The sequence below is a fragment of the Bradyrhizobium cosmicum genome, assembly GCF_032290525.1.
Taxonomy (GTDB): domain Bacteria; phylum Pseudomonadota; class Alphaproteobacteria; order Rhizobiales; family Xanthobacteraceae; genus Bradyrhizobium; species Bradyrhizobium cosmicum_A.
Genome location: NZ_JASXTA010000008.1, coordinates 1 through 23,416 on the forward strand (window position 1 = coordinate 1; position 23,416 = coordinate 23,416).

A 23,416-nucleotide genomic window follows, 5' to 3' on the forward strand; every position below is an offset into this window, starting at 1 on the left:
CATGAATCATTGAAAAATTGATTCGGGAATCCTATAAAACGAGACAAAATCAACAATCTGCCAAAGTAGTGCTAGGGCGCATCGTAGGGTTAGCCGAAGGCGTAACCCACTTCTTTAGTTTCCGGAGGCAAACAGTGGTGGATTACGCTAGCGGATCGGGCTTCGCGCAGCCGCGAGCTAATCCACCCTGCGAAGCCCCGCTCTCGTCATTCGTTCGAACGAGCTACCGCGTCTCCAGCATGGCGACGCGAATGCCGAGATAGATGAAGAGGCCGCCGAGCGCGCGGTTGACCCAGGCGATCACGCTCTCCGAGCGCCGCAGGCCGTGCGCCGCCTTTGCGGCGAACGCGGCCAGCACCAGGCACCACAGCGTCCCCGTGCCGATGAAGATCAGGCCGAGCGCCAGGAAGGCGAGCGGCTTGTGGGCTGAGTCGGCTGCGACGAATTGCGGCAGGAAGGCCAGAAAGAACAGCGCGACCTTGGGATTGAGCGCGTTGGTGAAGACGCCCTGGAGGAAAACCCGCCGCAGCGAGCTCCGCACCGGCTCGTCGACGGCGGACGCCAGCACCGGCCGCGACCACAGCATCTGAAGTCCGGTCACCACGAGATAGGCGGCGCCGACCAGCTTCAGGATCGCAAACGCGGTGGACGAGGCCATCAGCAGGGCCGAAAGGCCGATCGCAGCGCCCGCAACGTGGAAAAAACAGCCGCAACTGATGCCGAGCGCGGCCGCAGCGCCGCCCCGCCAGCCCATCTGCAGGCTGCGGCCGATCACATAGACCGTATCCGGCCCCGGTGTGACGTTGAGCAGCACGCCCGACAGGATGAAGAGCCAGATTTCGTGAATGCCCAGCATGTGTGAGGTGCCCCGCCGTCCGACCCTCGGTCTCAAGGGGGCTTAATCGGTTCACCCGCCTTCGTCCACCACCGCAACTGCGCAATTTACCTCGAATTTGCATTGCGGATCATACTTTCGCGCGGCTTCATCTGCTCTATAAAGGCAGGGTTCTTGAAATGCGGGATTCGAGGCGACTGCCACCGTGGCCGGTCCGCCCTCCGTTGGAGCTCCGGGGATATGGAAAGACGTCTGGCCGCCATCGTCTGCGCCGATGTCGCCGGCTATTCGCGCATGATGGGCAGCGACGAGGCCGGCACCCATGCCGCCTTCAAGGCCCATCGCAGCGCGATCCACCCCATCATCCTCAACCATGGCGGCCGCGTGATCAAGAACACCGGCGACGGCTTCCTGCTGGAGTTCCCCTCGATCGTGGGTGCCGCCGAGGCCGCGATCGCGATGCAGACATTGATGGCGGAGCGCAACCACCATCTGCCCGCCGACCGCGCCATGCAGTTCCGCCTCGGCATCCACATGGGCGACGTCATCGCCGACGAGGGCGAGGTGTTCGGTGACGACGTCAACATTGCCGTCCGCCTGGAATCGGTGGCGAGCCCCGGCGGCTTCGCGATCTCGGCCAAGGCCTACCGGGAGGCGGGCAAGCATCTCACCGTGCCGCTGACCGATGCCGGCAACCATCGCTTCAAGAACATCCGGGATGCCGTCGGGGTCTGGACCTGGAAGCCCGAGGGCGCGCCGGCGCTGGCTCCCGAGCTGCGGGAGGCGTCCACGCTTGCGCAGCAGTACCGCACCGCGATCGTCGGCGTGCTGCCCTTCGCCAATCTCAGCGACGCCCAGGACGAATATTTCTCCGACGGCCTCACCGAGGACCTGATCCACGCGCTGTCGCTGCAATCCTTCTACCGCGTACTGAGCCGCAACTCGACCTTCGCCTTCAAGGGCAAGAACACCAGCACCCGGCTGATCGCGCGCGAGATCGACGCCACCTATCTGATCCAGGGGTCGGTGCGGCGCGCCGGAGCCAAGATCCGCGTCACCGCCGAGCTGATCGCGCCGGAGACCGGCGAGCAGCTCTGGACCGGGCGCTACGACCGCGACATCGGCGACCTGTTCGCGATGCAGGACGAGATCACGACCAATTTGTCCGCCGCGATCGCCACCGAGATCGTCCGCGCGGAGGCCTCGGCGCCGGCGCGGCTCTCGACCGACGTGACCGCCTGGGACCGGTTCCTCAAGGGGCTGTCGCATTACTACCGGCAGACCAAGGAGGATCTCGCGGTCGCCGTCGACCTGTTCCGGGAGGCCATCAGGCTCGATCCCAAACTGTCGATCGCGCACGCCTATCTCGCCACGATCCAGATCCAGAGCATCCAGTTCGGCTGGGTCAAGGGCACGCGCGAGATGTGGGCCGAGGCGATGAACCTCGCCGAGATCAGCGTCCGGCTCGATCCGCGCTCCTCCTTTGCGTTCTCGATCCTGTCCTGGGCCCATGCCTTGGAGGGCCATTACGAGGCGGCGATGGACGCCGCCAAGCGCGCGGTCGCGCTCAATCCCTACGACAATGGTGCGCGCGGCGTGCTCGGCATCTGCCATTTCGTCATCGGCGAGCACCGCGAGGCGATCGAACTGTTCTCGATGGCCGCGCAGCGCGACAACAGCGACCCGCGCTACCAATGGTCCGCGCTGAACGCCTTCAGTCACTATCTGTTGCGCCAATACGACGCGACCCTGTCATGGGCCCGCGAGCAGCTCTACGTCAACCCGAACCACATGCAGGCACTGGCGATCCGCGCCGCGGCACTGGCGCAAATGGGACGGAGCGACGAGGCCAGCGAGGCTACCGGCGTGCTCATGAGCAACTACCCGACCCTGAATGTCGATCGTCACTTGCGCAATTTCCACTGGAAGCGGCCCGAGGACCTCGCCCATTACCGGGAGGGGCTTCTGAAGGCGGGCGTGCCGCTCGGCAAGCTGACCCTGGTCCAGAGCGACATCAAACGCGCCGCCGAGTCCTGAGGGCCAGCGGCAATTTCCCGTCCACCTTTATTGACACGACAGTGAATTCAGCCACACTTCGCTACACGCTGAAGTAGTATAATGTCTGTCGGTTTGTTAGGACTTTAACGCGCTTGATCGCCGCGTCTGTATTTCACGATTCGCTGTTTTCAGGATTTGGGCCATGAACGACCCCGCTTCGAAGCCTCCCTTCAATCCCTGCATCCAGGTCTCACCGAACAATCCCTGCCCCTTCCTGCGGGGCCTCGTCGGCGAAGGTTTCGTCGAGGGCGGGACCGTGCCGCTCCGAACTCTCTCACAGACCATCGCGAATGCGAGCGGCGAGACCGGGCTGAAGAAGATCTCGGCCCGCATTCAGGTCCGCGGCGTCGCGCTGATCGCCAACGGCGCCTGTCACATCCTGCAAAGCATCTTCTGGGGCGCGCAGCTCAATAGCTTGCGCGGCGGCCCGCTCGACAAGCTCGGTGCCGGCTCGCGCATCCTCGGCCTCGACGGTAGCGTCGACGAGGCCGAGTTGGCGCGACTCGCCAGTTTCGGCGGCACCTATACCGATCCCGATGGCGGCACCGAGACCGGGCTCAACGCCTCGCAAATCCAGACCTTCATGGACGACAATCTCAAGCGCGCCGGCAATCAAGCGCGCTGGTACTACTCGATCCTGATGAAGTTCGAATGGCCGATCCTGCTCAAGATCATGGGCAAGGGCCAGGGCGAGGACCGCTATCTCAGCGTGGCCGAGGTGAGGACATTGTTCAGCGAGAGGAAACTCCCTGACCGGATCACTCAGCGGGTCGTCAGCCAGCCGGTCACCCCGCCCTCGCTCATATTGCGCGCTGCAGGCGGACTCCTCGCCGCGCTCCTGGTCTTTGGCGTCGTGGCGCTACGCTTTCCCGATCAATTCCAGCCGATGCTGCCCGGCATCCTCGGGGACCTGGTGGCGCCGCCATTGCCCGAGCACGTCGAACCGCGGGCTGCGTACTGGCTCGAGCAAAACTGGGCGCTGGAGGACCGGCACTGGTTTCATCATGCCAGCCAGGGCACCGCGACCTTCCCGGTGCCCTATAACTGGTTCATGGCGCTTGAGCAGCCGCGGCTTCATTTCTTCGAAAAACCCGGGATGCTGCATGACAGCGACCATCTGCAGCGCTTCGGCTTCATCCCGAGCCCGCAGACGATCAACACCGACGACGCCACGCTGCGCCGGTTCGGCTATGCCAACGTCTACGACAAGACGAAGCCGGTGCCGGCGCGGCTTTGGAATCCGCCGGTCGACTGGGGTGCCCAGGCTGAAAACGTCGACGGCCTGCCCGTCGGCTTTGCACGCATGACCGGCGTGCCCGATCCCGCGACCGGCAAGACCGGCGAGGACCGGATCGGTCTGACCTGCGCCGCCTGCCACACCGGCCAGATCCGCTACAAAGGCATCGACATCCGCTTCGACGGCGGCCCGGCGATGACCGACCTCAGGAAGCTCGAGGTCACGACCGGCCTGTCGATTGCCTACACGCTCCTCGTGCCTGGCCGGTTCACGCGCTTCGCCGACCGTGTGCTCGGCCCCTCCGCCAGCGATTCGGATCGCGATGCGCTGAAGCAGAAGCTGCGTGCGATCGAAACATTCCTGGTCGATTGGGAGAAGACCTACAAGAAGACCATCGAGGGCAAGACGAGGTTCAACGAAAAGACGAAGCGGGAAGAGCAGCAGCAGGACACGGAGGAAGGATACGGCCGTCTCGACGCGCTCAACCGCATCGGCAACCAGGTCTTCTCCCAGGACATGGCGCTCAGTGGCCTCAGCGGCTTCGAGAAGAATCTGCATGCCAAGGACGCGCCGGTCAGCTTCCCGCCGATCTGGACCGTGCCCTGGCTCAAATTCGCGCAATATGACGCCTCGATCGAACAACCGCTGATCCGCAACGCCGGCGAAGCGCTGGGCGTGACCGCGCTGCTCAATCTGTCCGACAATACCCCCAAGGACACGCTGTTCCGCTCGTCGATGGACATCAAGAATCTGAACTGGATCGAGGATCTGCTGAAGGGGTCGGCGCCCTATCCGAAAAAGCAGCTCTCCGGACTGACCTCGCCGAAATGGCCGTCGGACATCTTCGGCGATGCGGCCTGGAAGATCGATGACGACCGCGTCAAGCGCGGCCGCAAGCTCTATGCGCAGATTTGCGCCGAATGCCATCTCGGCCCGGTCAACGATCCCAAGTTCGACACCGAATTTCCCGACCAGAGCATCTGGTCCTCGTCTCGGTGGGAGACCATCGGCGACGACAAATTCCTTAACGAGGTCCAGAAAAGCGTCAAAGGCATGGGGACCGACTCCGCCCAGGCCGGTGTGCTGGCGACGCGGACGGTTCAGGTCCCGGGCTTTCTCAAGCTCGATCCCACGCAAAATCTCAATGCCTGGTGGAGCTGCAATCTGCCGGATATTTCCTCGACCGACATGCCGTACTCGCTCGGCCTGATGGTGCTCGTCGACATCGTCAGCCGCAAGGCGATGGACGATGCGAAGATCGCCCCGAAGGTTCAGGAGGCCTGGTGGGGTAAGCGCAAGAACTGCCCCAATCCCGGCCCGCAACCGCCCGACAAGACCGAGCCGGGGCCCTGGTATCGCGCGCGCCCGCTCAACGGCGTCTGGGCCACCGCGCCTTACCTGCACAACGGATCGGTCCCCTCGCTCTACTGGATGCTGAGCCCCGCGGCCGAGCGCCCCAAATCGTTCTGCATGGGTGGCGATCGCGACTACGATCCGAAGCAGGTCGGCTTCGCGGTCATCGACGGCGAGAGCTGCAAGACCGGGCAGTCGCGCTTCTCGACGCGGGCATCTGATGGCACCGAGATGTTCGGCAACAGCAATGCCGGCCACTCGTTCGATGGCACGCCAGGCCCCGGCAAGGACGGCACCATCGGCCGCGTGCTCAAGGAGCAGGAGCGCTACGATCTGATCGAGTATCTGAAGACGCTGTAGTGCATCCCATGATCGTCATGGCCGGGCTTGCCCCGGCCATCCATGATCTTCATCGTGGCACCAAGAACGTGGATGCCCGGGACAAGCCCGGGCATGACGGAGATTGCGGAACGCTCAGCACTCCGGAAGTATCCGGACATTCACTCACTTGAACAGCGGCGTGCCCGGCACGAAGGCGTCGAAGGCGGCCCAGAACTGGGAGCGGTAACGGTCCTGCTCCTGCAGGATCTCGTGCTTCGAACCGGCGATCACGAGATGCGAGCCGGCACGCAAGTGATAGGCGAACTCCTCGATCGCCGCGGTCGACACCACGGTGTCGCTGGAGGCCGCCAGCATCAGGATCGGCTGGCGGATCTCGGAGGGGTAGTTTTTACCCTTGAAGGTGTTCATCGCGCGGAAGGCCGTGTCGGCCCAGGCGACCGTCGGTGACGCCAGCCCCAGCGTCGGATCCTCCTCCAGAATCGCGGCGTTGCGCGCATAACGCACGGGATCGCTGGTCAGGGGATTGTTGATGAAGGGTTCGAGACCGGTGATGCGGTCACCGCCGCCGGGGACATAGCGGCCGCCCATCCCCATCAAGCGCATCGTCTTCAGGAGCGCCCGCGCCGGCAACGAGGTGGCGCGGCCGGGCAGGTCGATCATTGGCGCCGACAGCACCATGCGGTCGAACCAGCGCTTGCCCGCATGCGCGAGGCGCAGCATCACGGTGCCGCCCATGGAGTGCGCGAGCGCGAAGAAGGGCGGCGGACAGTCCGGCAGCACTACCTGCTGCACGAAGGTCTCGACGTCGATCTCGAAATCGGAGAAGTCGCGCACGTAACCCTTGCGCGGATCGCGCAGGCGGCGCGAGGAATGGCCCTGCCCGCGCCAGTCGATCATCGCCACCGCGAAGCCGCGGTCGCGCAAATCGCGCACGGTCTCGAAATACTTCTCGATCTGCTCGCTGCGTCCGGTGAAGACGCAGACCGTACCCTTGCGGTTCGCCGGCGGCGCCCAGCGCGCAAAGCGAAGCTCGGCACCATCGGGCGTCTTGATGGTGCCGCTGACGACGTCTTCGGGGACGGGATTGGACGGAATCGAGACCAGCGTCATGGGCGGGAATGACTGAAAATCGAGGAGAGCGGGGGCGCCGAAAAGGCGCCGGTGCCGCCCTCTTGAACGCAGTTTCACTGAACCCATATCACCCCGGTGCAGGCCGCTACCAGTGTTTCGGAACCGGAACATCAGGCTGCACACAGACGAAAGCCCGGCCCGATCGGCGGGCGGGTTACCTCAACAGTCGCTCAATGGAGGACTTGACCATGCGTACCTACGATCTCACCCCCTTCTATCGGTCCACCGTCGGCTTCGACCGCCTCTTCAACCTGCTCGACCAGGCCGGTTCGGACGGCAGCCCCGGTTATCCCCCCTACAACATCGAGCGCACCGGCGAGAACGACTACCGCATCACCGTTGCGGTCTCGGGCTTTGCCAGGGATGAGCTCTCCATCGTCGCGAAGGAAAACACGCTGACGATCAAGGGCGAGAAAGTCGCCAATGAGAACTCGAAGTCCGAAGTGCTCTACCGCGGCATCGCCGCGCGTGCCTTCGAGCGCGCCTTCCAGCTTGCCGACTTCGTGCAGGTGAAGAACGCCTCGCTCGAGAACGGGCTGCTTCACGTCGACCTCGTCCGCGAGATTCCCGAGGCGAAGAAGCCGCGCCAGATCGCGATCAACACCGGTGCGCAGGGCGCGCAGGTGATCGAGAGCTCGGCCACGCAAGCCGCCGCGTAATCACGCACGCCACTTCCAGGTTGCGAAAACGCCCCGGTGCCCCGGGGCGTTTTTTATTTGGCTCTCCTCGTCCGGGCGAAGCCAAGAAATCCTACCGCGAGATCAATAATCGTGCGCGGAAGGAATACCGAACGACGGATCTGCCATACCCTCCCTGAGATGATGGTCTCGGCCTTCGCCGGGACGTCACCGATTGCTGAACTGCGTTGCTGGACTATTGCACTGCATCACAGAGCGGTGAATGGCGTAACGCCGCCGCCCTGCTCCTCGTCCTTTGGATATCGAACCAAAACAAGACGGAGAACGATCATGACTTTCTGGCGCAGCCTTTTCGTCGCCGCGAGCCTGCTGGCGGCCCCCCTCAGCCTCGCTCACGCACAGACCCCGCAGACGGTGAAGGCCAAGAACGTCGTGCTGGTGCACGGCGCCTGGGCCGACGGCTCGAGCTGGTCGGAGGTGATCCCGATCCTCCAGGCCGCCGGCCTGCACGTGACTGCCGTGCAGAATCCGCTGTCGTCGCTCGCGGACTCCGTCGAGGCCACCAAGCGCGCGCTGGCCGAGCAGGATGGACCGACCGTGCTGGTCGCGCATTCCTGGGGCGGCACCGTGATCAGCCAGGTCGGCACCGATCCGAAGGTCACCGGCCTCGTTTATATCGCCGCACGCGCGCCCGATGCGAACGAGGATTTCGTTGCACTGTCGAAGCAGTTTCCGACTGGCCCGGTGCGCGCCGGCATCGTCGAGCGCGACGGCTACACAAAGCTCTCGGAAGACGCCTTCCTGAAGTATTTCGCCAACGGCGTGAAGCCGGAGCAGGCCAGGGAGCTCTACGCGGTTCAATGGCCGACGGCAGCCTCGATCTTTGGCGGCCGCACCACCGAAGCCGCTTGGCATTCGAAGCCGAGCTGGTACGCGGTATCGAAGAATGACTACACCATCAATCCCAATCTCGAACGCTTCCTCGCCAAGCGCATGAACGCAACCACGGTCGAGCTCGACGCGGGCCATCTTTCGCTGGTGTCGCATCCGAAGGAAGTCGCGAATCTGATCCTGGAAGCGGCGGGGTATGGGCGGAGCTGAAAGCACTGTCGCTGCCATGCAAAAGCGCCCGAAGTTTTTCGGGCGCTTTTGTTTTGCTCTGCTCTCTCCCGATGTCGTCCCCGCGAAGGCGGGGCCCCATAGCCACAGGGAGCAGTTTTGGCGAAGACCGGTGGTCGGTACCCGCGCCTCCTCCCCGCCGATAGATCACGCGGTATGGGTCCCCGCCTTCGCGGGGACGACACCGAGGGTATGATGCGCGCTGTCGCGCCAAACGACGGCCACGCGCTAATCCAACCCCTGCGCCGCCGGCATGTCCTGCGTCGGCAGGATCGTCGGCGCGGGCTTGGCCTGCCCCACTGTTGGCGCAGCGGCAACTTGCGGTGCGGTCTCGGCCGGCTTGGGCTGTACGGCAGCGGTCTGCTGCGACGGCTGCGCAGGCTGAGCCTGTTGTGGCGCAGACTCGGCCGGCTTCGCCGCTGCGACCGGCGCCTCGCCGCGCGGCGGGGCGGCCTTGGGCAGCGGCACGGAGCGGCTGGCGACGTGCGGGATCGGGGCCGGCGGGCGCGGCGGGCCGCTGCGGACCATGGTGGGCGGCGGCAGCGCGCTCTGCGGGCGGTAAGGTGCAACCGCGGGTTCTTCATAGCTGGGCGCCATGCCGTAGGCATCGGCGGACGGCATGAAGCGCAAGATCCGTCCATCGCGGGCGTCGATCACCAGCCGGCCATCGTCGCCGCGGCGGTCGATCACCGCGATGGTGTAGACGCTGCCGCGCAGGCGCGGGATGCCGAGCGGCGAGAAGCCGTTTTCACGCAGCACCGCGTAGACCTCCGTCGACGGCAGCAGCGCCGGGGCCGCACCGCGTTCCTCGTAACCATAGCCATATCCGTAGCGCGGCGGCGGGGGCGGCGCGGCGTCCGGCTGCGCGTAGGGGCCGTCGAAATCCGACACCGCTATCACGGCTCCGCGCACTGGAACTTGCGCTTGAGCGGCAGTCGCAGTCAGCGCCAGCACGGCGGCGGCCAAACATCCTGTGAAAAACTTCATGGTCGAGACGCTCCTGTCAGGCCCCGAATGGCTCGCGCTCTTTCGCTTCTGGCGGCGTGACGCGACTTCCGAAGGGGCCATCCGAAGCTTCATTCGCGATTTCGGCGTCCACAGGGCCGGATCAGGGCGCGTTTGCTTCAAAACCGGGGCCGCGCAACTTTCGGAAAGCGATTGATTGACATATCGGGAATCGGGACTTTCCCACGCTTGTGTGATAGAGAAAAATTTGGCAAGGTGTGTGTTAGGACAGGAAGACTGTCTCAATTTTGTTGCGGTCCGGCATAGGGATTGCAACGAAAGTCGATGCTTTCGAGCATCAGGAAGGCAACAGGCAAAGCCGTTCTCGGGGACGAAGAGCGCCTTGGCCTGAATTTAAGAAAATGCGGCTCGCAGAGGACGAGCGGTGGCCCAGAACCGGGTGCCGCGGGACGCCCAAGGTGCGCCGAAGATGGCGGTGAGGCAGCTTGCCGCATGGAGAGGACGAGGACATGAACGGGTCGCAATTCGAGCGCGCAAGCATCGTGGCAGAAGAGCTGTCGGCGACGGTCGCCTCGAAAACGGCCGATCCGATTCAGGAACACAATTCGCGACCGCCGGCCGTAGGCCTCTACGATCCGAGCCTGGAAAAGGACTCCTGCGGCGTCGGCTTCATCGCCAACATCAAGGGCAAGAAGTCCCACGAGATCGTCTCGGACGCGCTGAGCATTCTCTGCAATCTCGAGCACCGCGGCGCCGTCGGCGCCGACCCGCGCGCCGGTGACGGCGCCGGCATCCTGGTGCAGATCCCGCACGCCTTCTTCGCCCGCAAGGCCGGGGAGCTCGGCTTCGCGCTGCCCAACCCGGGCGAATACGCCATCGGCGCGTTGTTCATGCCGCGCGACACCGCCTGGCGCAACGTCATCAAGAGCATCATCGCCGACCAGATCAAGGAAGAGGGCCTGACGCTGCTCGGCTGGCGCGACGTGCCGACCGACAATTCCTCGCTCGGCGTCACCGTGAAGCCGACCGAGCCCGCCTGCATGCAGGTGTTCATCGGCCGCAACGGCACCGCCAGGACCGAGGACGATTTCGAGCGCCGGCTCTACATCCTGCGCAAGTCGATCTCGCAGGCGATCTACCAGCGCCGCGACCGCGGGCTTGCGGGCTATTACCCGTGCTCGATGTCCTGCCGCACCGTGATCTACAAGGGCATGTTCCTCGCCGACCAGCTCGGCAAGTACTATCCCGATCTGCACGAGGCGGACTTCGAGAGCGCGCTGGCGCTGGTGCATCAGCGCTTCTCGACCAATACCTTCCCGGCGTGGTCGCTGGCGCATCCCTACCGCATGATCGCGCATAACGGCGAGATCAACACGCTGCGCGGCAACGTCAACTGGATGGCGGCGCGCCAGGCTTCGGTGAGCTCCGAGCTCTACGGCAAGGACATCAACCGGCTCTGGCCGATCTCGTACGAAGGCCAGTCCGACACCGCCTGCTTCGACAACGCGCTCGAATTTCTGGTGCAGGGCGGCTACTCGCTGCCGCATGCCGTCATGATGATGATTCCGGAGGCGTGGGCCGGCAATCCGCTGATGGATGAGAAGCGGCGCGCCTTCTACGAATACCATGCCGCGCTGATGGAGCCGTGGGACGGTCCCGCCGCGATCGCCTTCACCGACGGCCGCCAGATCGGCGCCACGCTCGACCGCAACGGTTTGCGGCCGGCGCGCTATCTCGTGACCAAGGACGACCGCATCGTGATGGCGTCCGAGATGGGCGTGCTGATGATCCCCGAGGACCAGATCATCACCAAGTGGCGCTTGCAGCCCGGCAAGATGCTGCTGGTCGACCTCGAACAGGGCCGCCTGATTCCGGACGACGAAATCAAGGCCGAGCTCGCCAAGAGCCATCCCTACGAGGAGTGGCTGGAGCGGACCCAGATCGTGCTGGAAGAGCTGCCGAAGGTTCCGACCACCGGCGTCCGCTCCAATTTGTCGCTGCTCGATCGCCAGCAGGCGTTCGGCTACAGCCAGGAAGACATCACCATCCTGATGACGCCGATGGCGGCCACGGGCGAGGAAGCTGCGGGCTCGATGGGCAACGATACGCCGATCTCGGCGCTGTCGGACAAGGCCAAGCCGCTGTTCACCTACTTCAAGCAGAATTTCGCGCAGGTCACCAACCCGCCAATCGACCCGATCCGCGAGGAGCTGGTGATGAGCCTCGTCTCCATCATCGGACCGCGGCCGAACCTGTTTGACCTGCAGGGCCTTGCCACTACCAAGCGTCTCGAAGCGCGCCAACCAATCCTGACCGACGCGGACCTGGAAAAGATCCGCTCGATCTCGGACGTGGCCGACACACACTTCAAGTCGCGCACGCTGGACACCACCTTCCACGCCGGTCTCGGCGCGGCCGGCATGGACCAGGTGCTCGACGAGCTCTGCGCACGCGCGGAAAGCGCGGTGCGCGAGGGCGTCAACATCATCATCCTGTCCGACCGCATGGTCGGCACCGACCGGGTTCCGATTCCGTCGCTGCTCGCCTGCGCCGCCGTGCATCACCACCTGATCCGCACTGGCCTCCGCACCTCGGTCGGCCTCGTCGTCGAATCCGGCGAGCCGCGCGAAGTGCATCACTTCGCCTGCCTTGCCGGCTACGGCGCCGAGGCGATCAATCCGTATCTGGCGTTCGAGACCATCATCGCGATGAAGGACCGCCTGCCCGGCTCGCTTGACGATTACGAGATCGTCAAGCGCTACATCAAGTCGATCGGCAAGGGCCTGCTCAAGGTGATGTCCAAGATGGGCATCTCGACCTACCAGTCCTATTGCGGCGCGCAGATCTTCGACGCGGTCGGCCTCAAGGCGGATTTCGTCGCAAAGTTCTTCGCCGGCACGCATACCCGCGTCGAGGGCGTCGGCCTTTCGGAGATCGCGGAAGAAGCCGTGCGCCGCCACGCCGACGCGTTCGGCGAGGCGCAGGTCTACAAGAGCGCGCTCGATGTCGGCGGCGAATATGCCTATCGCAGCCGCGGCGAGGACCATGCCTGGACCGCGGAGTCGGTCGGGCTGCTGCAGCACGCCGCACGCGGCAATTCGCTGGAGCGCTATCGCGCCTTCGCAAAGATACTCAACGAGCAGTCGGAGCGGCTGCTGACGCTGCGCGGCCTGTTCCGAATCAAGAATCCGGAGGAAGAGAAGCGCAAGCCGGTGCCGCTCGACCAGGTCGAGCCGGCCAAGGACATCGTCAAGCGTTTCGCCACCGGCGCGATGAGCTTCGGCTCGATCTCGCGCGAGGCCCATACCACCCTCGCGATCGCCATGAACCGGATCGGCGGCAAGTCGAACACCGGCGAAGGCGGCGAGGAAGCCGACCGCTTCAAGCCGATGCCGAACGGCGATTCCATGCGTTCGGCGATCAAGCAGGTCGCCTCGGGCCGTTTCGGCGTCACCACGGAGTATCTCGTCAACTCCGACATGATGCAGATCAAGATGGCGCAGGGTGCCAAGCCCGGCGAAGGCGGCCAGCTGCCCGGCCACAAGGTCGACGCCACCATCGCCAAGGTCCGGCACTCGACGCCGGGCGTCGGCCTGATCTCGCCGCCGCCGCACCACGACATCTACTCGATCGAGGATCTGGCGCAGCTCATCTACGATCTCAAGAACGTCAACCCGGACGGCGCGGTCTCGGTCAAGCTGGTCTCCGAGATCGGCGTCGGCACGGTGGCCGCGGGCGTCGCCAAGGCGCGTGCCGACCATGTCACCATCGCCGGCTTCGAGGGCGGCACCGGCGCTTCGCCGCTGACCTCGATCAAGCATGCCGGCAGCCCCTGGGAGATCGGCCTTGCCGAAACCCACCAGACGCTGGTGCGCGAGCGGCTGCGCAGCCGCATCGTGGTCCAGGTCGACGGCGGCTTCCGCACCGGACGTGACGTCGTGATCGGCGCGCTGCTCGGGGCCGACGAGTTCGGCTTCGCCACCGCGCCGCTGATCGCGGCCGGCTGCATCATGATGCGCAAGTGCCATCTCAACACCTGCCCGGTCGGCGTCGCGACGCAAGACCCCGTCCTGCGCAAGCGCTTCACCGGCCAGCCCGAGCACGTGATCAACTACTTCTTCTTCGTCGCGGAGGAAGTCCGCGAGATCATGGCTTCGCTCGGCTTCCGCAGCTTCAACGAAATGATCGGCCAGGTGCAGCTGCTCGACCAGACCAAGCTGGTCGCGCACTGGAAGGCCAAGGGGCTCGACTTCTCAAAGCTGTTCGTCAAGCAGAAGGAAGAGAAGGGCCAGAAGATCTATCACTCCGAGCGCCAGAACCATCATCTGGAGGCGGTGCTCGACCGCACGCTGATCGAGAAGGCGCAGCCTGCGCTCGACCGCGGCGCGCCGGTGAAGATCGAAGCCGCCATCAACAGCACCAACCGCTCCGCCGGTGCGATGCTGTCGGGCGCGGTCGCCAAGATCTACGGCCACGCCGGCCTGCCGCAGGACACCATCCAGGTCAGCCTCAAGGGCACCGCGGGCCAGGCGTTCGGCGCGTGGCTCGCCAATGGCGTCACCTTCGAACTCGAAGGCGAAGCCAACGACTATGTCGGCAAGGGGCTCTCCGGCGGCAAGATCATCGTCAAGCCGCCGAGGAACTCCGCCATCGTGCCGGAGGAGAGCATCATCGTCGGTAACACCGTGATGTACGGCGCGATCCAGGGCGAGTGCTACTTCCGCGGCATCGCCGGCGAACGCTTTGCCGTGCGTAACTCGGGTGCGGTCGCCGTGGTCGAAGGCGCGGGCGATCATTGCTGCGAATACATGACCGGCGGCATCGTGGTCGTGCTCGGCAAGACGGGGCGCAATTTTGCGGCCGGCATGTCGGGCGGCATTGCGTATGTGCTGGATGAAGCCGGCGACTTCGACAAGCTGTGCAACATGGCGATGGTCGAGCTCGAACCGGTGCTGTCGGAGGAGCTGATCAACGCCGGCACCTATCACCACTCCGGTGACCTCGAGGCGCACGGCCGGGTCGACGTGTTCAGGGACCTGCTCGACTCCGATGTCGAGCGCCTCCACGTCCTGATCACGCGCCATGCGAAGGCGACCGGCTCCAGGCGCGCCGCCGAGATCCTTGCCAACTGGAAGGACTGGCTGCCCAAATTCCGCAAGGTGATGCCGGTCGAGTACCGGCGCGCGCTGCGCGAAATGGCTGCCGCCAACGCGGACGCCGAGCCGAAAATCGCGATCGGGGCGTAAGGCATCACACCCCGTCATTGCGAGCGCAGTGAAGCAATCCAGACTTTCTACCTTGATGCAGACTGGATTGCTTCGTCGCTTCGCTCCTCGCAATGACGGTCGAGGAAACAACAGACGAATTAGCCGGCAGGGACTTCGGGTTTAATGGGCAAGATCACGGGTTTTCTCGAAATCGAACGGCACGACCGCAAGTACGCACCGGTCCCCGAGCGCGTGAAGCATTTTCACGAATTCGTCCTTCCCTTGAGCGAGAAGGAAACGCGCGACCAGGCCGCGCGCTGCATGAACTGCGGCATTCCCTATTGCCACGGCACCGGCTCGGTCGCGCCCGGCACGCCCGGCTGCCCGGTCAACAACCAGATCCCGGACTGGAACGACCTCGTCTATCAGGGCAATTGGGAAGAAGCCTCACGCAACCTGCACTCGACCAACAATTTCCCGGAGTTCACCGGCCGCATCTGCCCGGCGCCGTGCGAGGCGTCGTGCACGCTCAACATCGACGACAACCCCGTCACCATCAAGACCATCGAATGCGCGATCGTCGACCGTGCCTGGGACAATGGCTGGCTCAAGCCGGAAGTTGCCGCCGCCAAGACCGGCAAGAAGGTCGCGGTGATCGGCTCGGGGCCGGCCGGCATGGCCTGCGCGCAGCAGCTCGCGCGCGCCGGTCACGACGTGCATCTGTTCGAGAAGTTCGCCAAGGCCGGCGGCCTGCTGCGTTACGGCATTCCCGACTTCAAGATGGAGAAGAACATCATCGACCGCCGTGTCGCGCAGATGGAAGCCGAAGGCGTCACCTTCCACTACAACAGCCATGTCGGCGCTGACGGCAATGTCGATCCCCGCGAGATGCTCAACGAGTACGACGCCGTGGCGCTGACCGGCGGCGCGGAAGCCCCGCGCGACCTGCCGATCCCCGGCCGCGACCTCCAGGGCATCCACTACGCGATGGACTTCCTGCCGCAGCAGAACCGCCGCGTCTCCGAGGAGCCGCTCGGCGGCGTCCAGGAGATCCTGGCCGGCGGCAAGCACGTCGTCGTCATCGGCGGCGGCGACACCGGCTCCGACTGCATCGGCACCTCGCTGCGCCAGGGCGCGCTGTCGGTCACCCAGCTCGAGATCATGCCCGCCCCGCCCGAGCGCGAGAACAAGGGCCTGACCTGGCCGAACTGGCCGCTGAAGATGCGGACCTCCTCGAGTCAGGCCGAAGGCGCGATCCGCGAATACGCGGTGCTGACGCAGAAGTTTTCCGGCGAGAACGGACAGGTCAAGAAGCTGCACTGCGTGCGCGTCGACGACAAGTTCAAGCCGATTGCCGGCACCGAATTCGACCTCGACGCCGACCTCGTCCTGCTCGCGATGGGTTTCGTCCATCCCGTGCACGAGGGCCTGCTCAAGCTGCTCTCGGTCGAGCTCGACCCGCGCGGCAACGTCAAGGCCAACACGCTGGACTACCAGACCTCGCGCCCGAACGTGTTCACGGCCGGCGACATGCGCCGCGGCCAGTCGCTGGTGGTCTGGGCGATCCGCGAGGGCCGGCTGTGCGCGCGGTCGATCGATACGTTCCTGATGGGGAAGACGGATCTGCCGCGGTAGGGTCGGTCATTCCGGGGCGCGCCACTTGGCGCGAGCCCGGAATCCATCGGGCCTCACGGTTAGTAGATGAACGGATTCCGGGCTCGCGCTTCGCGCGCCCCGGAATGACGGCGGAAAGAGCGGTGCCTCTCGTCGCGGTCACACTGCATGCGCTCGGCCGCAGGCGCTGCTCAGTTCTGCAGCCTCACCCCGACCATCACGACCGTGCCCTGCGAGCTTGAGCCCGGCTGGTTCGAATCCAAGATGTCGTGGCGCAGCGTGCCCTTGACCCAGATGTTGCGGTTGAGCTTGTAGATCAGATTGCTCTCGAACGAGTAGGTCTTGTCGTTGCGGTTCTGGCCCTGGTAGTCGAGCGTGCCGTAGGTGAACTTGCCGACGGCGGTGAGCCAGCGGCGGAAGTCGTGGTCGACCTCGGCGGAGTAAGTGCGCACCAGCACGCCTGAGGAGCCGGGAACGGTGGTCTCGGCGATCTGCGTGTCGGTGAAGAATTTCACGGTGGTGAGGCCGCTCGCATTCCACACCAGCGAGCCCGAGGTGAGGAAGCCCGCGAGCTGGCTGAGGCGCGGGTCGGTATAGTTGCGCGCGGAATATCCGACCGAGATTTCGCCAGTCAGGATGCGCGAGAACTCGAAGGACGTACCGACCTTGCCGTAGCCGCCATTCGAATCGCGGAAGTAGCCGTTGCGGTCCGCGGCCAAGTCGTGGATTCGGGTGTCGCCCTGGATCTCGACGAACGGCTTCAGGCCGGGCTTGAGGTCGTAGGAGAAGCGCGCAACACCGCCATATTGGTTGAAGTCGCGGTCGGTATTGGCAAAGGTCGAGCCGTCGGTGAGTTTCGAATCCGTGTAGGCGGTGCGATCGACGGTGGCGCCGGCGGCGACCTGGAAGCGGTTGAAGGTCTGGTCGAAGCCGAGCGTGGTACCGTAAGTGGCGTAGACCGGATATTTCTGCAGGCCAGCCTGCACGTTCGGGCTGCCGGGATTGTCGGTGGCGAGCCGCAGGCGCAACTGCGAGGTCAGCTTGAGATCGCGGTCGACGTCGAGGCGGCCGTCAACATGGCCCGTGAAATCGGGGCGGTCGATCTCGACCGGCGACGGCGAGGCAAAGCCGTCGATCGTCGCCGGCATGTTGTTGGTGTAGCCCGAGAACGAGCCGCGCAGATCGGCGACCAGCGCGTGGCGCTCCCAGTCGGATGCTACGAGAAGATCGGGCGCAACGACATAGACCGGCGAGCCGACCGGCTTGTTGAGACGCGCGGGATTGGTGTCGTAGCCGGTAGAGAGCTCGAGCCCGCCCTTGATCAGGAAACTGCCGGCATAATCGCCGACGGCGCCGAACGCATCGTCATCGGCCTTGAGGCGGCGGCGCAGCGGCTGGCCCGGCACGGTTCCCGCCATCGCCGCCGGCACGGGCGCCTTGTTGGCGGAGGCGGACGGCGGCGGCGCGATCTTCGGCAGTCCGAGCGTGGACGGCGGCGGCGCTGTGGTCGGCGCGCGCGAGCCGGGACCGGCTGCGCGCTTCGGCTTGGGCTGACCCGGATAGAGCTTCGGCTGCTGCCGCTTGCGGTTCAGCGAGTCGTAGCCGGAGCTGCTCGCGCCGTTGGCGGCGGGCAGGCCGTAGGCCGGGACCTGGTTGGTGGGGTTCTGGCCGACGCGCGAGTTTGCCGGCGTCTGCTGGCGTTTGCGCGGATCGGCACCGGGATCAGGCAGCGCCGGCAATGCATCCAAGGGCGCCTGCGGCACGCCCGCCGTACGGCGCGTCGGCAAGGTGTCGGGCGCGGCAAAGCCGCCGCGGTTGGGATTGAACAGGTCCGGCGTAAGGCTCTGGGCCGACGCCGGAGCGCTTTGGAAGGCCGTCAGGGCAAGACACGGCAAAGCCGCGCGCAGGAAATGCGCGCGTTTGCTCCGGCTGGTGCCTGGAGACGACCCCACGATGGATTAACTCCAACGAAATCAAACACTTTCGCGATCATCCCCGCCGGCTGACGGGAACCATCGTTAATGGAGTTAAAACAATTATGGTTAATGACCGGTTGAGGGCGTCTGGGCCCTCGTCGCCTCGCCCGCCCGCGCGTGCTAAGCAGGCGCCAAGGGGCCACCGCCCCACCCTTCCCCTGGACGAAACCATGCCGAGCTCGAAACCGCTGATGACCCAATCATCCGGCCCTATCCCCACCAGCGTCGAATCCGCACTCCGCACGCTGGAGACCGAGAGCGGCGGCATCAATGCGCTCGCCGCCGCCCTGCGCGGCCCGCTCGGCGCGACCTTCGCGGGGGCGGTCGACCTGATCCGCAACGCCAAGGGCCGCGTCATCGTCACCGGCCTCGGCAAGTCCGGCCACATGGCGCGCAAGATCGCGGCGACGCTGGCCTCGACCGGCACGCCCGCCTTCTTCGTCCACACCGCGGAAGCTGCCCATGGCGACCTCGGCATGATCACCACCGACGACGTCATCATGGCGCTGTCCTGGTCCGGCGAGCAGCCGGAGATGAAGACGCTCGTGAACTACTCCGCGCGGTTCGCGATTCCGATGATCGCGGTGACGTCGAACGCGGCGTCCTCGCTCGGCCAGGCCGCCGACATCGTGATCGAGCTGCCGAAGGCGCGCGAGGCCTGCCCGCACAATCTGGCGCCGACCACCTCGACCATGATGCAGGTCGCGATCGGCGATGCCATCGCGATCGCGCTGCTGGAGGGACGTGGCTTCACCGCGCTGGAATTCGCGCATTTCCACCCCGGCGGCAAGTTAGGGGCGATGCTGAAATTCGTCCGCGACTACATGCGCACCGGCACGGAAATCCCGCTCAAGCCGCTGGGCACTGAGATGTCGGATGCGATCATGGAGATGTCGGCCAAGGGGCTGGGCTGCGTCTGCATCGTCGATGATTCCGGCGGGGTCGCGGGCATCATCACCGACGGGGATCTTCGCCGCCACATGCGGCCGGATCTGCTGACGGCTTCGGTCGACGACATCATGACGAGGCAGCCCAAGACCGTACCGCCCTCGATGCTCGCCACCGAGATGATCGAGGTGCTGAACACAAGCAAGATCACCACGCTGGTCGTGACCGAGGCGGACAAGGTGGTGGGCATCGTGCATCTGCACGATCTGTTGCGAGCGGGCGTGGCTTAAGGCGCGCTCGCAATGACGGCGGCTAGAGCGGCGCCGGAAACCGCGCCGCATTCTCCTCCAGCGGCAGTCTCAGCCCGTTCGCCAGATACGACACCGTGCGGTAGAAGCCGCACAGCAGCATGATCTCCAGGATCTGCGCCTCGTCGTAATGCGCCGACAGCGCGGCGAACTCCTCGTCATCAAGCGTCGCGCGGTGATGCAGCGCGTCGACCGCTGCGATCAGCGCCTGCTCCGCCGGTAACCAGCAGGCTGAGGTCGCATCGCCCGCAACGGTCGCACGAACCTCCTCCTCGGTCAGCGTTGCCGGACCAGCGAAGATCGCGACATGCACGCCCCACTCATATTCGCATTGGGTCAACGCGCAGGTGCGGTCGATGACGATCTCGCGCTGGCGCAACGACAGCGGGCCGGGATCGAGCAGGCCGCCGGCGCGAAACTTGTCCCAGGCGCGCGCATGGCCTGCCATCACCCGGAACAGCATCAGCGGCGGCGCACCGCGCATGATGCGGTCGAACTGTTGCTGGATCTGCGGAGGATAAGGCGGCGCGAGCGGGGCGATGCGCGATGTGGCCTGTGACATCGGCGGTCTCCGTTGCTACAATTATCGTAGCAACACGCTACATTATTTGTAGCAAAACGCAAGAGGAGCGCGATGGCACGACAGGCCATATCAGGGAACGTCCGCGGCTCGCGCACCGGGCGGCCGATCATGGCGCTGCTCGATTTGCTGGGCCGGCGCTGGGCCTTGCGGGTCTTGTGGGAATTGCGCGCCGCCCCCCTCACCTCGCGCGCACTGCGCACGGCCTGCGACGAGGCTTCGCCGACGGTGCTGCAAGCGCGGCTGAGCGAGCTGCGCGAGGCGGGGTTCGTGGAGCTGGGCGACGGTGGAGGTTATGGCCTGACGGCCCTCGGGCGGGAATTGTGCGAGACGTTCATGCCGCTGCACCGGTTTGCGGAGAGGTGGAAGAGGTGAGTCTTCTCTTACCCTCCCCCTCAGGGGAGGGTAAGCGCGGCTACGCCGCCGCCACCGTCAGATTCGCACCGTCCACCTGCACGACTTTCACCCGCGTCCCGGCCGGCGTATCCGGCCCTGCCACCCGCCAGACGGTGTCGCCGATACGCATGGTGCCGTTGCCGTCCACGATCGGCTTCTCCAGCGTGAACTCGCGGCCGAGCAGCGCATCCGCGCGCTTGTTGAGGAAGGGGCTGGCGCTGGCGTCCGGCTTCGGCCGGGCGAGACGGCGCCACACCGGCACGGCGGCGGCGGCGAACAGCGCGAACATCACGAGCTGGATCTGCCAGGACAGGGCAACGGTGAACGAGATCAAGCCGACGAGTAACGCGGCGAGCCCGAGCCAGAACAGGAAGATGCCAGGCGCCAGCACCTCCAGCGCCATCAGGATGAAGCCGAAGATCAGCCAGTTCCAGGTGCCGAGCGATACGAACATGTCGGTCATGACAAGACCTCTTCATATTGACGCATGCCCTTGTCGGAAAACCGGTGTCCACTTTGCACTAACGTGGCCCTTCGGGTCCGGGGCATGCGCTTTATCCCTGCCGCGGCGGCACCGCCGGCGGCGTGCTGCCGGTCGTCGGCACCGAGCTGCCGCGGCGGGCGGCAGCGGCAGACGCCGCGTTTTCGCCGAACGTCGCCTTGGCGATCTCGCCAATGCCGGCGAGCGAGCCCAGCATGCTCATCGCCTCGACCGGAAGTATGATCACCTTCTGGTTCGGCGAGTCCGCCAGTTGCCCGAACGCCTTGATATATTTGTCGGCGATGAAATAGTTCAGCGCGGCGACGTCGCCCTTGCTGATGGCTTCACTGACCATCTGCGTCGCCTTGGCCTCGGCCTCCGCGGACCGCTCGCGCGCCTCGGCGTCGCGGAACGCGGCTTCCTTGCGGCCCTCGGCCTGGAGGATCTGGCCCTGCTTGGCGCCCTCGGCGCGCAGGATTTCCGACTGACGCTGGCCTTCGGCCGCGAGAATGTCGGCGCGCTTGACGCGCTCGGCCTTCATTTGCCGGCCCATGGCCTCGACGAGGTCGGCGGGCGGCACGATGTCCTTGATTTCGATACGGTTGACCTTGAGGCCCCAGGGCGAGACCGCGGCATCGACCACGCGCAGCAGACGCTCGTTGATCTCGTCGCGATGCGACAGCACCTGGTCGAGATCCATCGCGCCCATCACCGAGCGGATGTTGGTCATGGTCAGGACGGTGATTGCCTGGGTCAGGTTGGAGACCTCATAGCTCGCCTTGGCGGCATCGAACACCTGGTAGAAGGCGACGCCGTCGACCGTCACGGTGGCGTTGTCCTTGGTGATCACCTCCTGCTCGGGAATGTCGATCACCTGCTCCATCATGTTGATCTTGCGCCCGACGCGATCGAAATAGGGCACGATCAGATTGAGCCCGGGGCTCAAGGTCTGGGTGTATTTTCCGAACCGCTCGATGGTCCAGTCATAGCCCTGCGGTACCGTCTTCACGCCGGCGACCAGTGTGACGATGACGAGCAACACCAGAACAATCGCAAACATGTCGAAACCGCTCATATTTCCTCCAAGCCGGGGAAAACCCTTCCCGGGCCGTCATTGGTCGGGATCACGACCCCCAAAGTTCAGCAATGGGTTCAGCGGTCGCTGCATAATTTCTGCATTGGCGCGATTCTACACAAGACGCAGGGAGAGGGAATGGTCGCGATTATGTATTTGCGAGGCGCTCTTGAAAGCCTGCGAGCGCAGACCTAGCGGCAGGCGTTAACGAATCCGGCATGCCAGATGTCGAAGCCAACTCCTATTCGATGACGTCATCCGCCGTTGCAAGCAGGCTTGGAGAAAGCGTGACGCCAAGTGCCCTCGCCGTCTTCAGGTTGATCGCGAGCTCGAACTTGGTGGGATTCTGGACCGGAAGGTCAGCCGTCTGCGCTCCCTTCAGGATCCGGTCGATATAGGAGGCGGCGCGGCGGAGCTGCTCGGCGCTGTCCGTGCTGTAGGACATCAGCCCACCCTCGTCGACGAAGGTGCGGCTCCAGAACACCGCCGGCGCGCGCGCGTCGCCGATCGCTGTCAGCAGATGCGCGCGATTGGCCATGGTGAAGAAGTCCGGTAGCACCAGCAGGCCGCCGTCTTTGCGCAAAGCCAGCGCGGCGATCGAGGCCGCGTCATGGACCGGCGCGGGCTCGACCGTCACGTGGAGGATCCGGGCGGCGTCCTCGATCGTGCGCAGCATCAGCGGCGCGAACGGCGCGGTGGCGGGATTGTAGACGACGAAGACGCGGGACACTTTTGGGGTGACCTGCGTCAGCATCTCCAGCCATTTACCGGCCAGCGGGCCGTCATAATCGGTGAAGCCGGTGATGTTGCCGCCGGGATGCGCGAGATTCTGGACAAAGCCCTGGCTCACGGGATCGGTCACCACGGCGAACACGATCGGGATCGTCGTGGTGCGCCGGCGCAGCTCTTCGACCGAGGGCGTGCCGACCGCGAGCAGGATGTCGGGCTTGAGCGCGATCAACTCGTCGGCGAGCCCGGCGATCGGCGCCCGGTCGCCGGCGCCGCTGCGCCAGTCGATCCGCAAATTGTCGTGCTCCTTCCAGCCATGGGCGGCAAGCGCCTCGGCGAGGCGGGTCTGCCCGATCACTGCATCGGCGGCGACCGCGAGCACGCCGAGCCGGCGCGTCGGTTGCTGCGCCAGCACCGGGGCCGGCAGCGCGGCGATCGTCCCAAGAAGCGCCAAGACTTCGCGGCGATTCATGGCAGACACCC

General features: G+C 65.2%; 17 protein-coding genes. 9 read left to right on the forward strand and 8 right to left on the reverse strand.

Annotation, left to right across the window (positions count from 1 at the left end; genetic code table 11):
• Window positions 1-223: 223 nt before the first annotated feature.
• Complete coding sequence (locus QSV46_RS16085; protein WP_314952859.1) at window positions 224-856, reverse strand: LysE family translocator; 633 nt, start codon at window positions 854-856, stop codon at window positions 224-226.
• A gap of 219 nt (window positions 857-1,075) precedes the next feature.
• Between QSV46_RS16085 and QSV46_RS16090 the strand changes: the two genes are divergently transcribed.
• Window positions 1,076-2,872, forward strand: a complete 1,797-nt coding sequence (locus tag QSV46_RS16090) for an adenylate/guanylate cyclase domain-containing protein (RefSeq protein ID WP_314952861.1) — start codon at window positions 1,076-1,078, stop codon at window positions 2,870-2,872.
• 163 nt (window positions 2,873-3,035) lie between these two features.
• Window positions 3,036-5,843 carry a di-heme-cytochrome C peroxidase gene (locus tag QSV46_RS16095; RefSeq protein ID WP_314952863.1) on the forward strand — a complete coding sequence of 936 codons (2,808 nt, stop codon included), beginning with the start codon at window positions 3,036-3,038 and terminating at the stop codon, window positions 5,841-5,843.
• A gap of 144 nt (window positions 5,844-5,987) precedes the next feature.
• Here the strand turns inward: QSV46_RS16095 and QSV46_RS16100 are convergent, their stop codons facing one another.
• The gene (locus QSV46_RS16100; RefSeq protein ID WP_314952865.1) at window positions 5,988-6,935 is read right to left on the reverse strand and encodes an alpha/beta hydrolase; all 948 of its coding nucleotides are present in this window, start codon (window positions 6,933-6,935) and stop codon (window positions 5,988-5,990) included.
• Between the two features lie 209 nt (window positions 6,936-7,144).
• Here QSV46_RS16100 and QSV46_RS16105 point away from each other — a divergent pair, with 209 nt between their 5' ends.
• Entirely contained in the window at window positions 7,145-7,615 is a 471-nt protein-coding gene (locus QSV46_RS16105; protein WP_314952866.1) for an Hsp20 family protein, read from the forward strand.
• Between the two features lie 309 nt (window positions 7,616-7,924).
• Window positions 7,925-8,695 (forward strand): alpha/beta hydrolase, encoded by a 771-nt coding sequence (locus QSV46_RS16110; RefSeq protein ID WP_314952869.1) that lies wholly within the window; start codon window positions 7,925-7,927, stop codon window positions 8,693-8,695.
• A 246-nt stretch (window positions 8,696-8,941) separates the two neighbouring features.
• Here QSV46_RS16110 and QSV46_RS16115 read toward each other — a convergent pair whose 3' ends face one another.
• Window positions 8,942-9,700 (reverse strand): hypothetical protein, encoded by a 759-nt coding sequence (locus QSV46_RS16115; RefSeq protein ID WP_314952871.1) that lies wholly within the window; start codon window positions 9,698-9,700, stop codon window positions 8,942-8,944.
• Between QSV46_RS16115 and QSV46_RS16120 the strand changes: the two genes are divergently transcribed.
• From QSV46_RS16120 to QSV46_RS16130, 3 genes are all read left to right on the forward strand, one after another.
• A complete protein-coding gene (locus tag QSV46_RS16120) occupies window positions 9,699-9,875 on the forward strand; it encodes a hypothetical protein (protein ID WP_314952873.1) in 177 nt (58 codons plus the stop codon). The genes QSV46_RS16115 and QSV46_RS16120 overlap by 2 nt on opposite strands.
• Before the next feature lie 313 nt (window positions 9,876-10,188).
• Window positions 10,189-14,925, forward strand: a complete 4,737-nt coding sequence (gltB, locus tag QSV46_RS16125) for a glutamate synthase large subunit (protein ID WP_314952875.1) — start codon at window positions 10,189-10,191, stop codon at window positions 14,923-14,925.
• Window positions 14,926-15,069: 144 nt separating this feature from the next.
• The gene (locus tag QSV46_RS16130) at window positions 15,070-16,521 is read left to right on the forward strand and encodes a glutamate synthase subunit beta (RefSeq protein WP_314952876.1); all 1,452 of its coding nucleotides are present in this window, start codon (window positions 15,070-15,072) and stop codon (window positions 16,519-16,521) included.
• A gap of 170 nt (window positions 16,522-16,691) precedes the next feature.
• On the opposite strand, the gene QSV46_RS16135 is transcribed toward QSV46_RS16130, so the two are convergent.
• Complete coding sequence (locus tag QSV46_RS16135) at window positions 16,692-18,452, reverse strand: outer membrane beta-barrel protein (protein ID WP_314952878.1); 1,761 nt, start codon at window positions 18,450-18,452, stop codon at window positions 16,692-16,694.
• A gap of 194 nt (window positions 18,453-18,646) precedes the next feature.
• Between QSV46_RS16135 and QSV46_RS16140 the strand changes: the two genes are divergently transcribed.
• A complete protein-coding gene (locus QSV46_RS16140) occupies window positions 18,647-19,654 on the forward strand; it encodes a KpsF/GutQ family sugar-phosphate isomerase (protein ID WP_314952880.1) in 1,008 nt (335 codons plus the stop codon).
• Window positions 19,655-19,676: 22 nt separating this feature from the next.
• On the opposite strand, the gene QSV46_RS16145 is transcribed toward QSV46_RS16140, so the two are convergent.
• Window positions 19,677-20,234, reverse strand: a complete 558-nt coding sequence (locus tag QSV46_RS16145) for a carboxymuconolactone decarboxylase family protein (RefSeq protein WP_314952882.1) — start codon at window positions 20,232-20,234, stop codon at window positions 19,677-19,679.
• A 72-nt stretch (window positions 20,235-20,306) separates the two neighbouring features.
• Between QSV46_RS16145 and QSV46_RS16150 the strand changes: the two genes are divergently transcribed.
• Window positions 20,307-20,627 carry a helix-turn-helix domain-containing protein gene (locus tag QSV46_RS16150; protein ID WP_314952883.1) on the forward strand — a complete coding sequence of 107 codons (321 nt, stop codon included), beginning with the start codon at window positions 20,307-20,309 and terminating at the stop codon, window positions 20,625-20,627.
• Between the two features lie 40 nt (window positions 20,628-20,667).
• Here QSV46_RS16150 and QSV46_RS16155 read toward each other — a convergent pair whose 3' ends face one another.
• From QSV46_RS16155 to QSV46_RS16165, 3 genes are all read right to left on the reverse strand, one after another.
• Entirely contained in the window at window positions 20,668-21,111 is a 444-nt protein-coding gene (locus QSV46_RS16155; RefSeq protein ID WP_314952885.1) for an NfeD family protein, read from the reverse strand.
• 91 nt (window positions 21,112-21,202) lie between these two features.
• Entirely contained in the window at window positions 21,203-22,204 is a 1,002-nt protein-coding gene (locus QSV46_RS16160; RefSeq protein WP_314952887.1) for an SPFH domain-containing protein, read from the reverse strand.
• A gap of 241 nt (window positions 22,205-22,445) precedes the next feature.
• Window positions 22,446-23,405, reverse strand: a complete 960-nt coding sequence (locus tag QSV46_RS16165) for an ABC transporter substrate-binding protein (protein ID WP_314952889.1) — start codon at window positions 23,403-23,405, stop codon at window positions 22,446-22,448.
• Between the last annotated feature and the right edge of the window lie 11 nt (window positions 23,406-23,416).

What these genes read in the sequence shown, in the direction of transcription:
- QSV46_RS16100 (WP_314952865.1), bottom strand. Translation starts at nt 6,935, where the DNA reads ATGACGCTGGTCTCGATTCCGTCCAATCCCGTCCCCGAAGACGTCGTC.
- QSV46_RS16160 (WP_314952887.1), bottom strand. Translation starts at nt 22,204, where the DNA reads ATGAGCGGTTTCGACATGTTTGCGATTGTTCTGGTGTTGCTCGTCATC.
- QSV46_RS16165 (WP_314952889.1), bottom strand. Translation starts at nt 23,405, where the DNA reads ATGAATCGCCGCGAAGTCTTGGCGCTTCTTGGGACGATCGCCGCGCTG.
- QSV46_RS16120 (WP_314952873.1), top strand. Translation starts at nt 9,699, where the DNA reads ATGGTCGAGACGCTCCTGTCAGGCCCCGAATGGCTCGCGCTCTTTCGC.
- QSV46_RS16095 (WP_314952863.1), top strand. Translation starts at nt 3,036, where the DNA reads ATGAACGACCCCGCTTCGAAGCCTCCCTTCAATCCCTGCATCCAGGTC.
- QSV46_RS16110 (WP_314952869.1), top strand. Translation starts at nt 7,925, where the DNA reads ATGACTTTCTGGCGCAGCCTTTTCGTCGCCGCGAGCCTGCTGGCGGCC.
- QSV46_RS16085 (WP_314952859.1), bottom strand. Translation starts at nt 856, where the DNA reads ATGCTGGGCATTCACGAAATCTGGCTCTTCATCCTGTCGGGCGTGCTG.
- QSV46_RS16140 (WP_314952880.1), top strand. Translation starts at nt 18,647, where the DNA reads ATGCCGAGCTCGAAACCGCTGATGACCCAATCATCCGGCCCTATCCCC.
- QSV46_RS16150 (WP_314952883.1), top strand. Translation starts at nt 20,307, where the DNA reads ATGGCACGACAGGCCATATCAGGGAACGTCCGCGGCTCGCGCACCGGG.
- QSV46_RS16105 (WP_314952866.1), top strand. Translation starts at nt 7,145, where the DNA reads ATGCGTACCTACGATCTCACCCCCTTCTATCGGTCCACCGTCGGCTTC.
- QSV46_RS16090 (WP_314952861.1), top strand. Translation starts at nt 1,076, where the DNA reads ATGGAAAGACGTCTGGCCGCCATCGTCTGCGCCGATGTCGCCGGCTAT.
- QSV46_RS16115 (WP_314952871.1), bottom strand. Translation starts at nt 9,700, where the DNA reads ATGAAGTTTTTCACAGGATGTTTGGCCGCCGCCGTGCTGGCGCTGACT.
- QSV46_RS16145 (WP_314952882.1), bottom strand. Translation starts at nt 20,234, where the DNA reads ATGTCACAGGCCACATCGCGCATCGCCCCGCTCGCGCCGCCTTATCCT.
- gltB (WP_314952875.1), top strand. Translation starts at nt 10,189, where the DNA reads ATGAACGGGTCGCAATTCGAGCGCGCAAGCATCGTGGCAGAAGAGCTG.
- QSV46_RS16130 (WP_314952876.1), top strand. Translation starts at nt 15,070, where the DNA reads ATGGGCAAGATCACGGGTTTTCTCGAAATCGAACGGCACGACCGCAAG.
- QSV46_RS16155 (WP_314952885.1), bottom strand. Translation starts at nt 21,111, where the DNA reads ATGACCGACATGTTCGTATCGCTCGGCACCTGGAACTGGCTGATCTTC.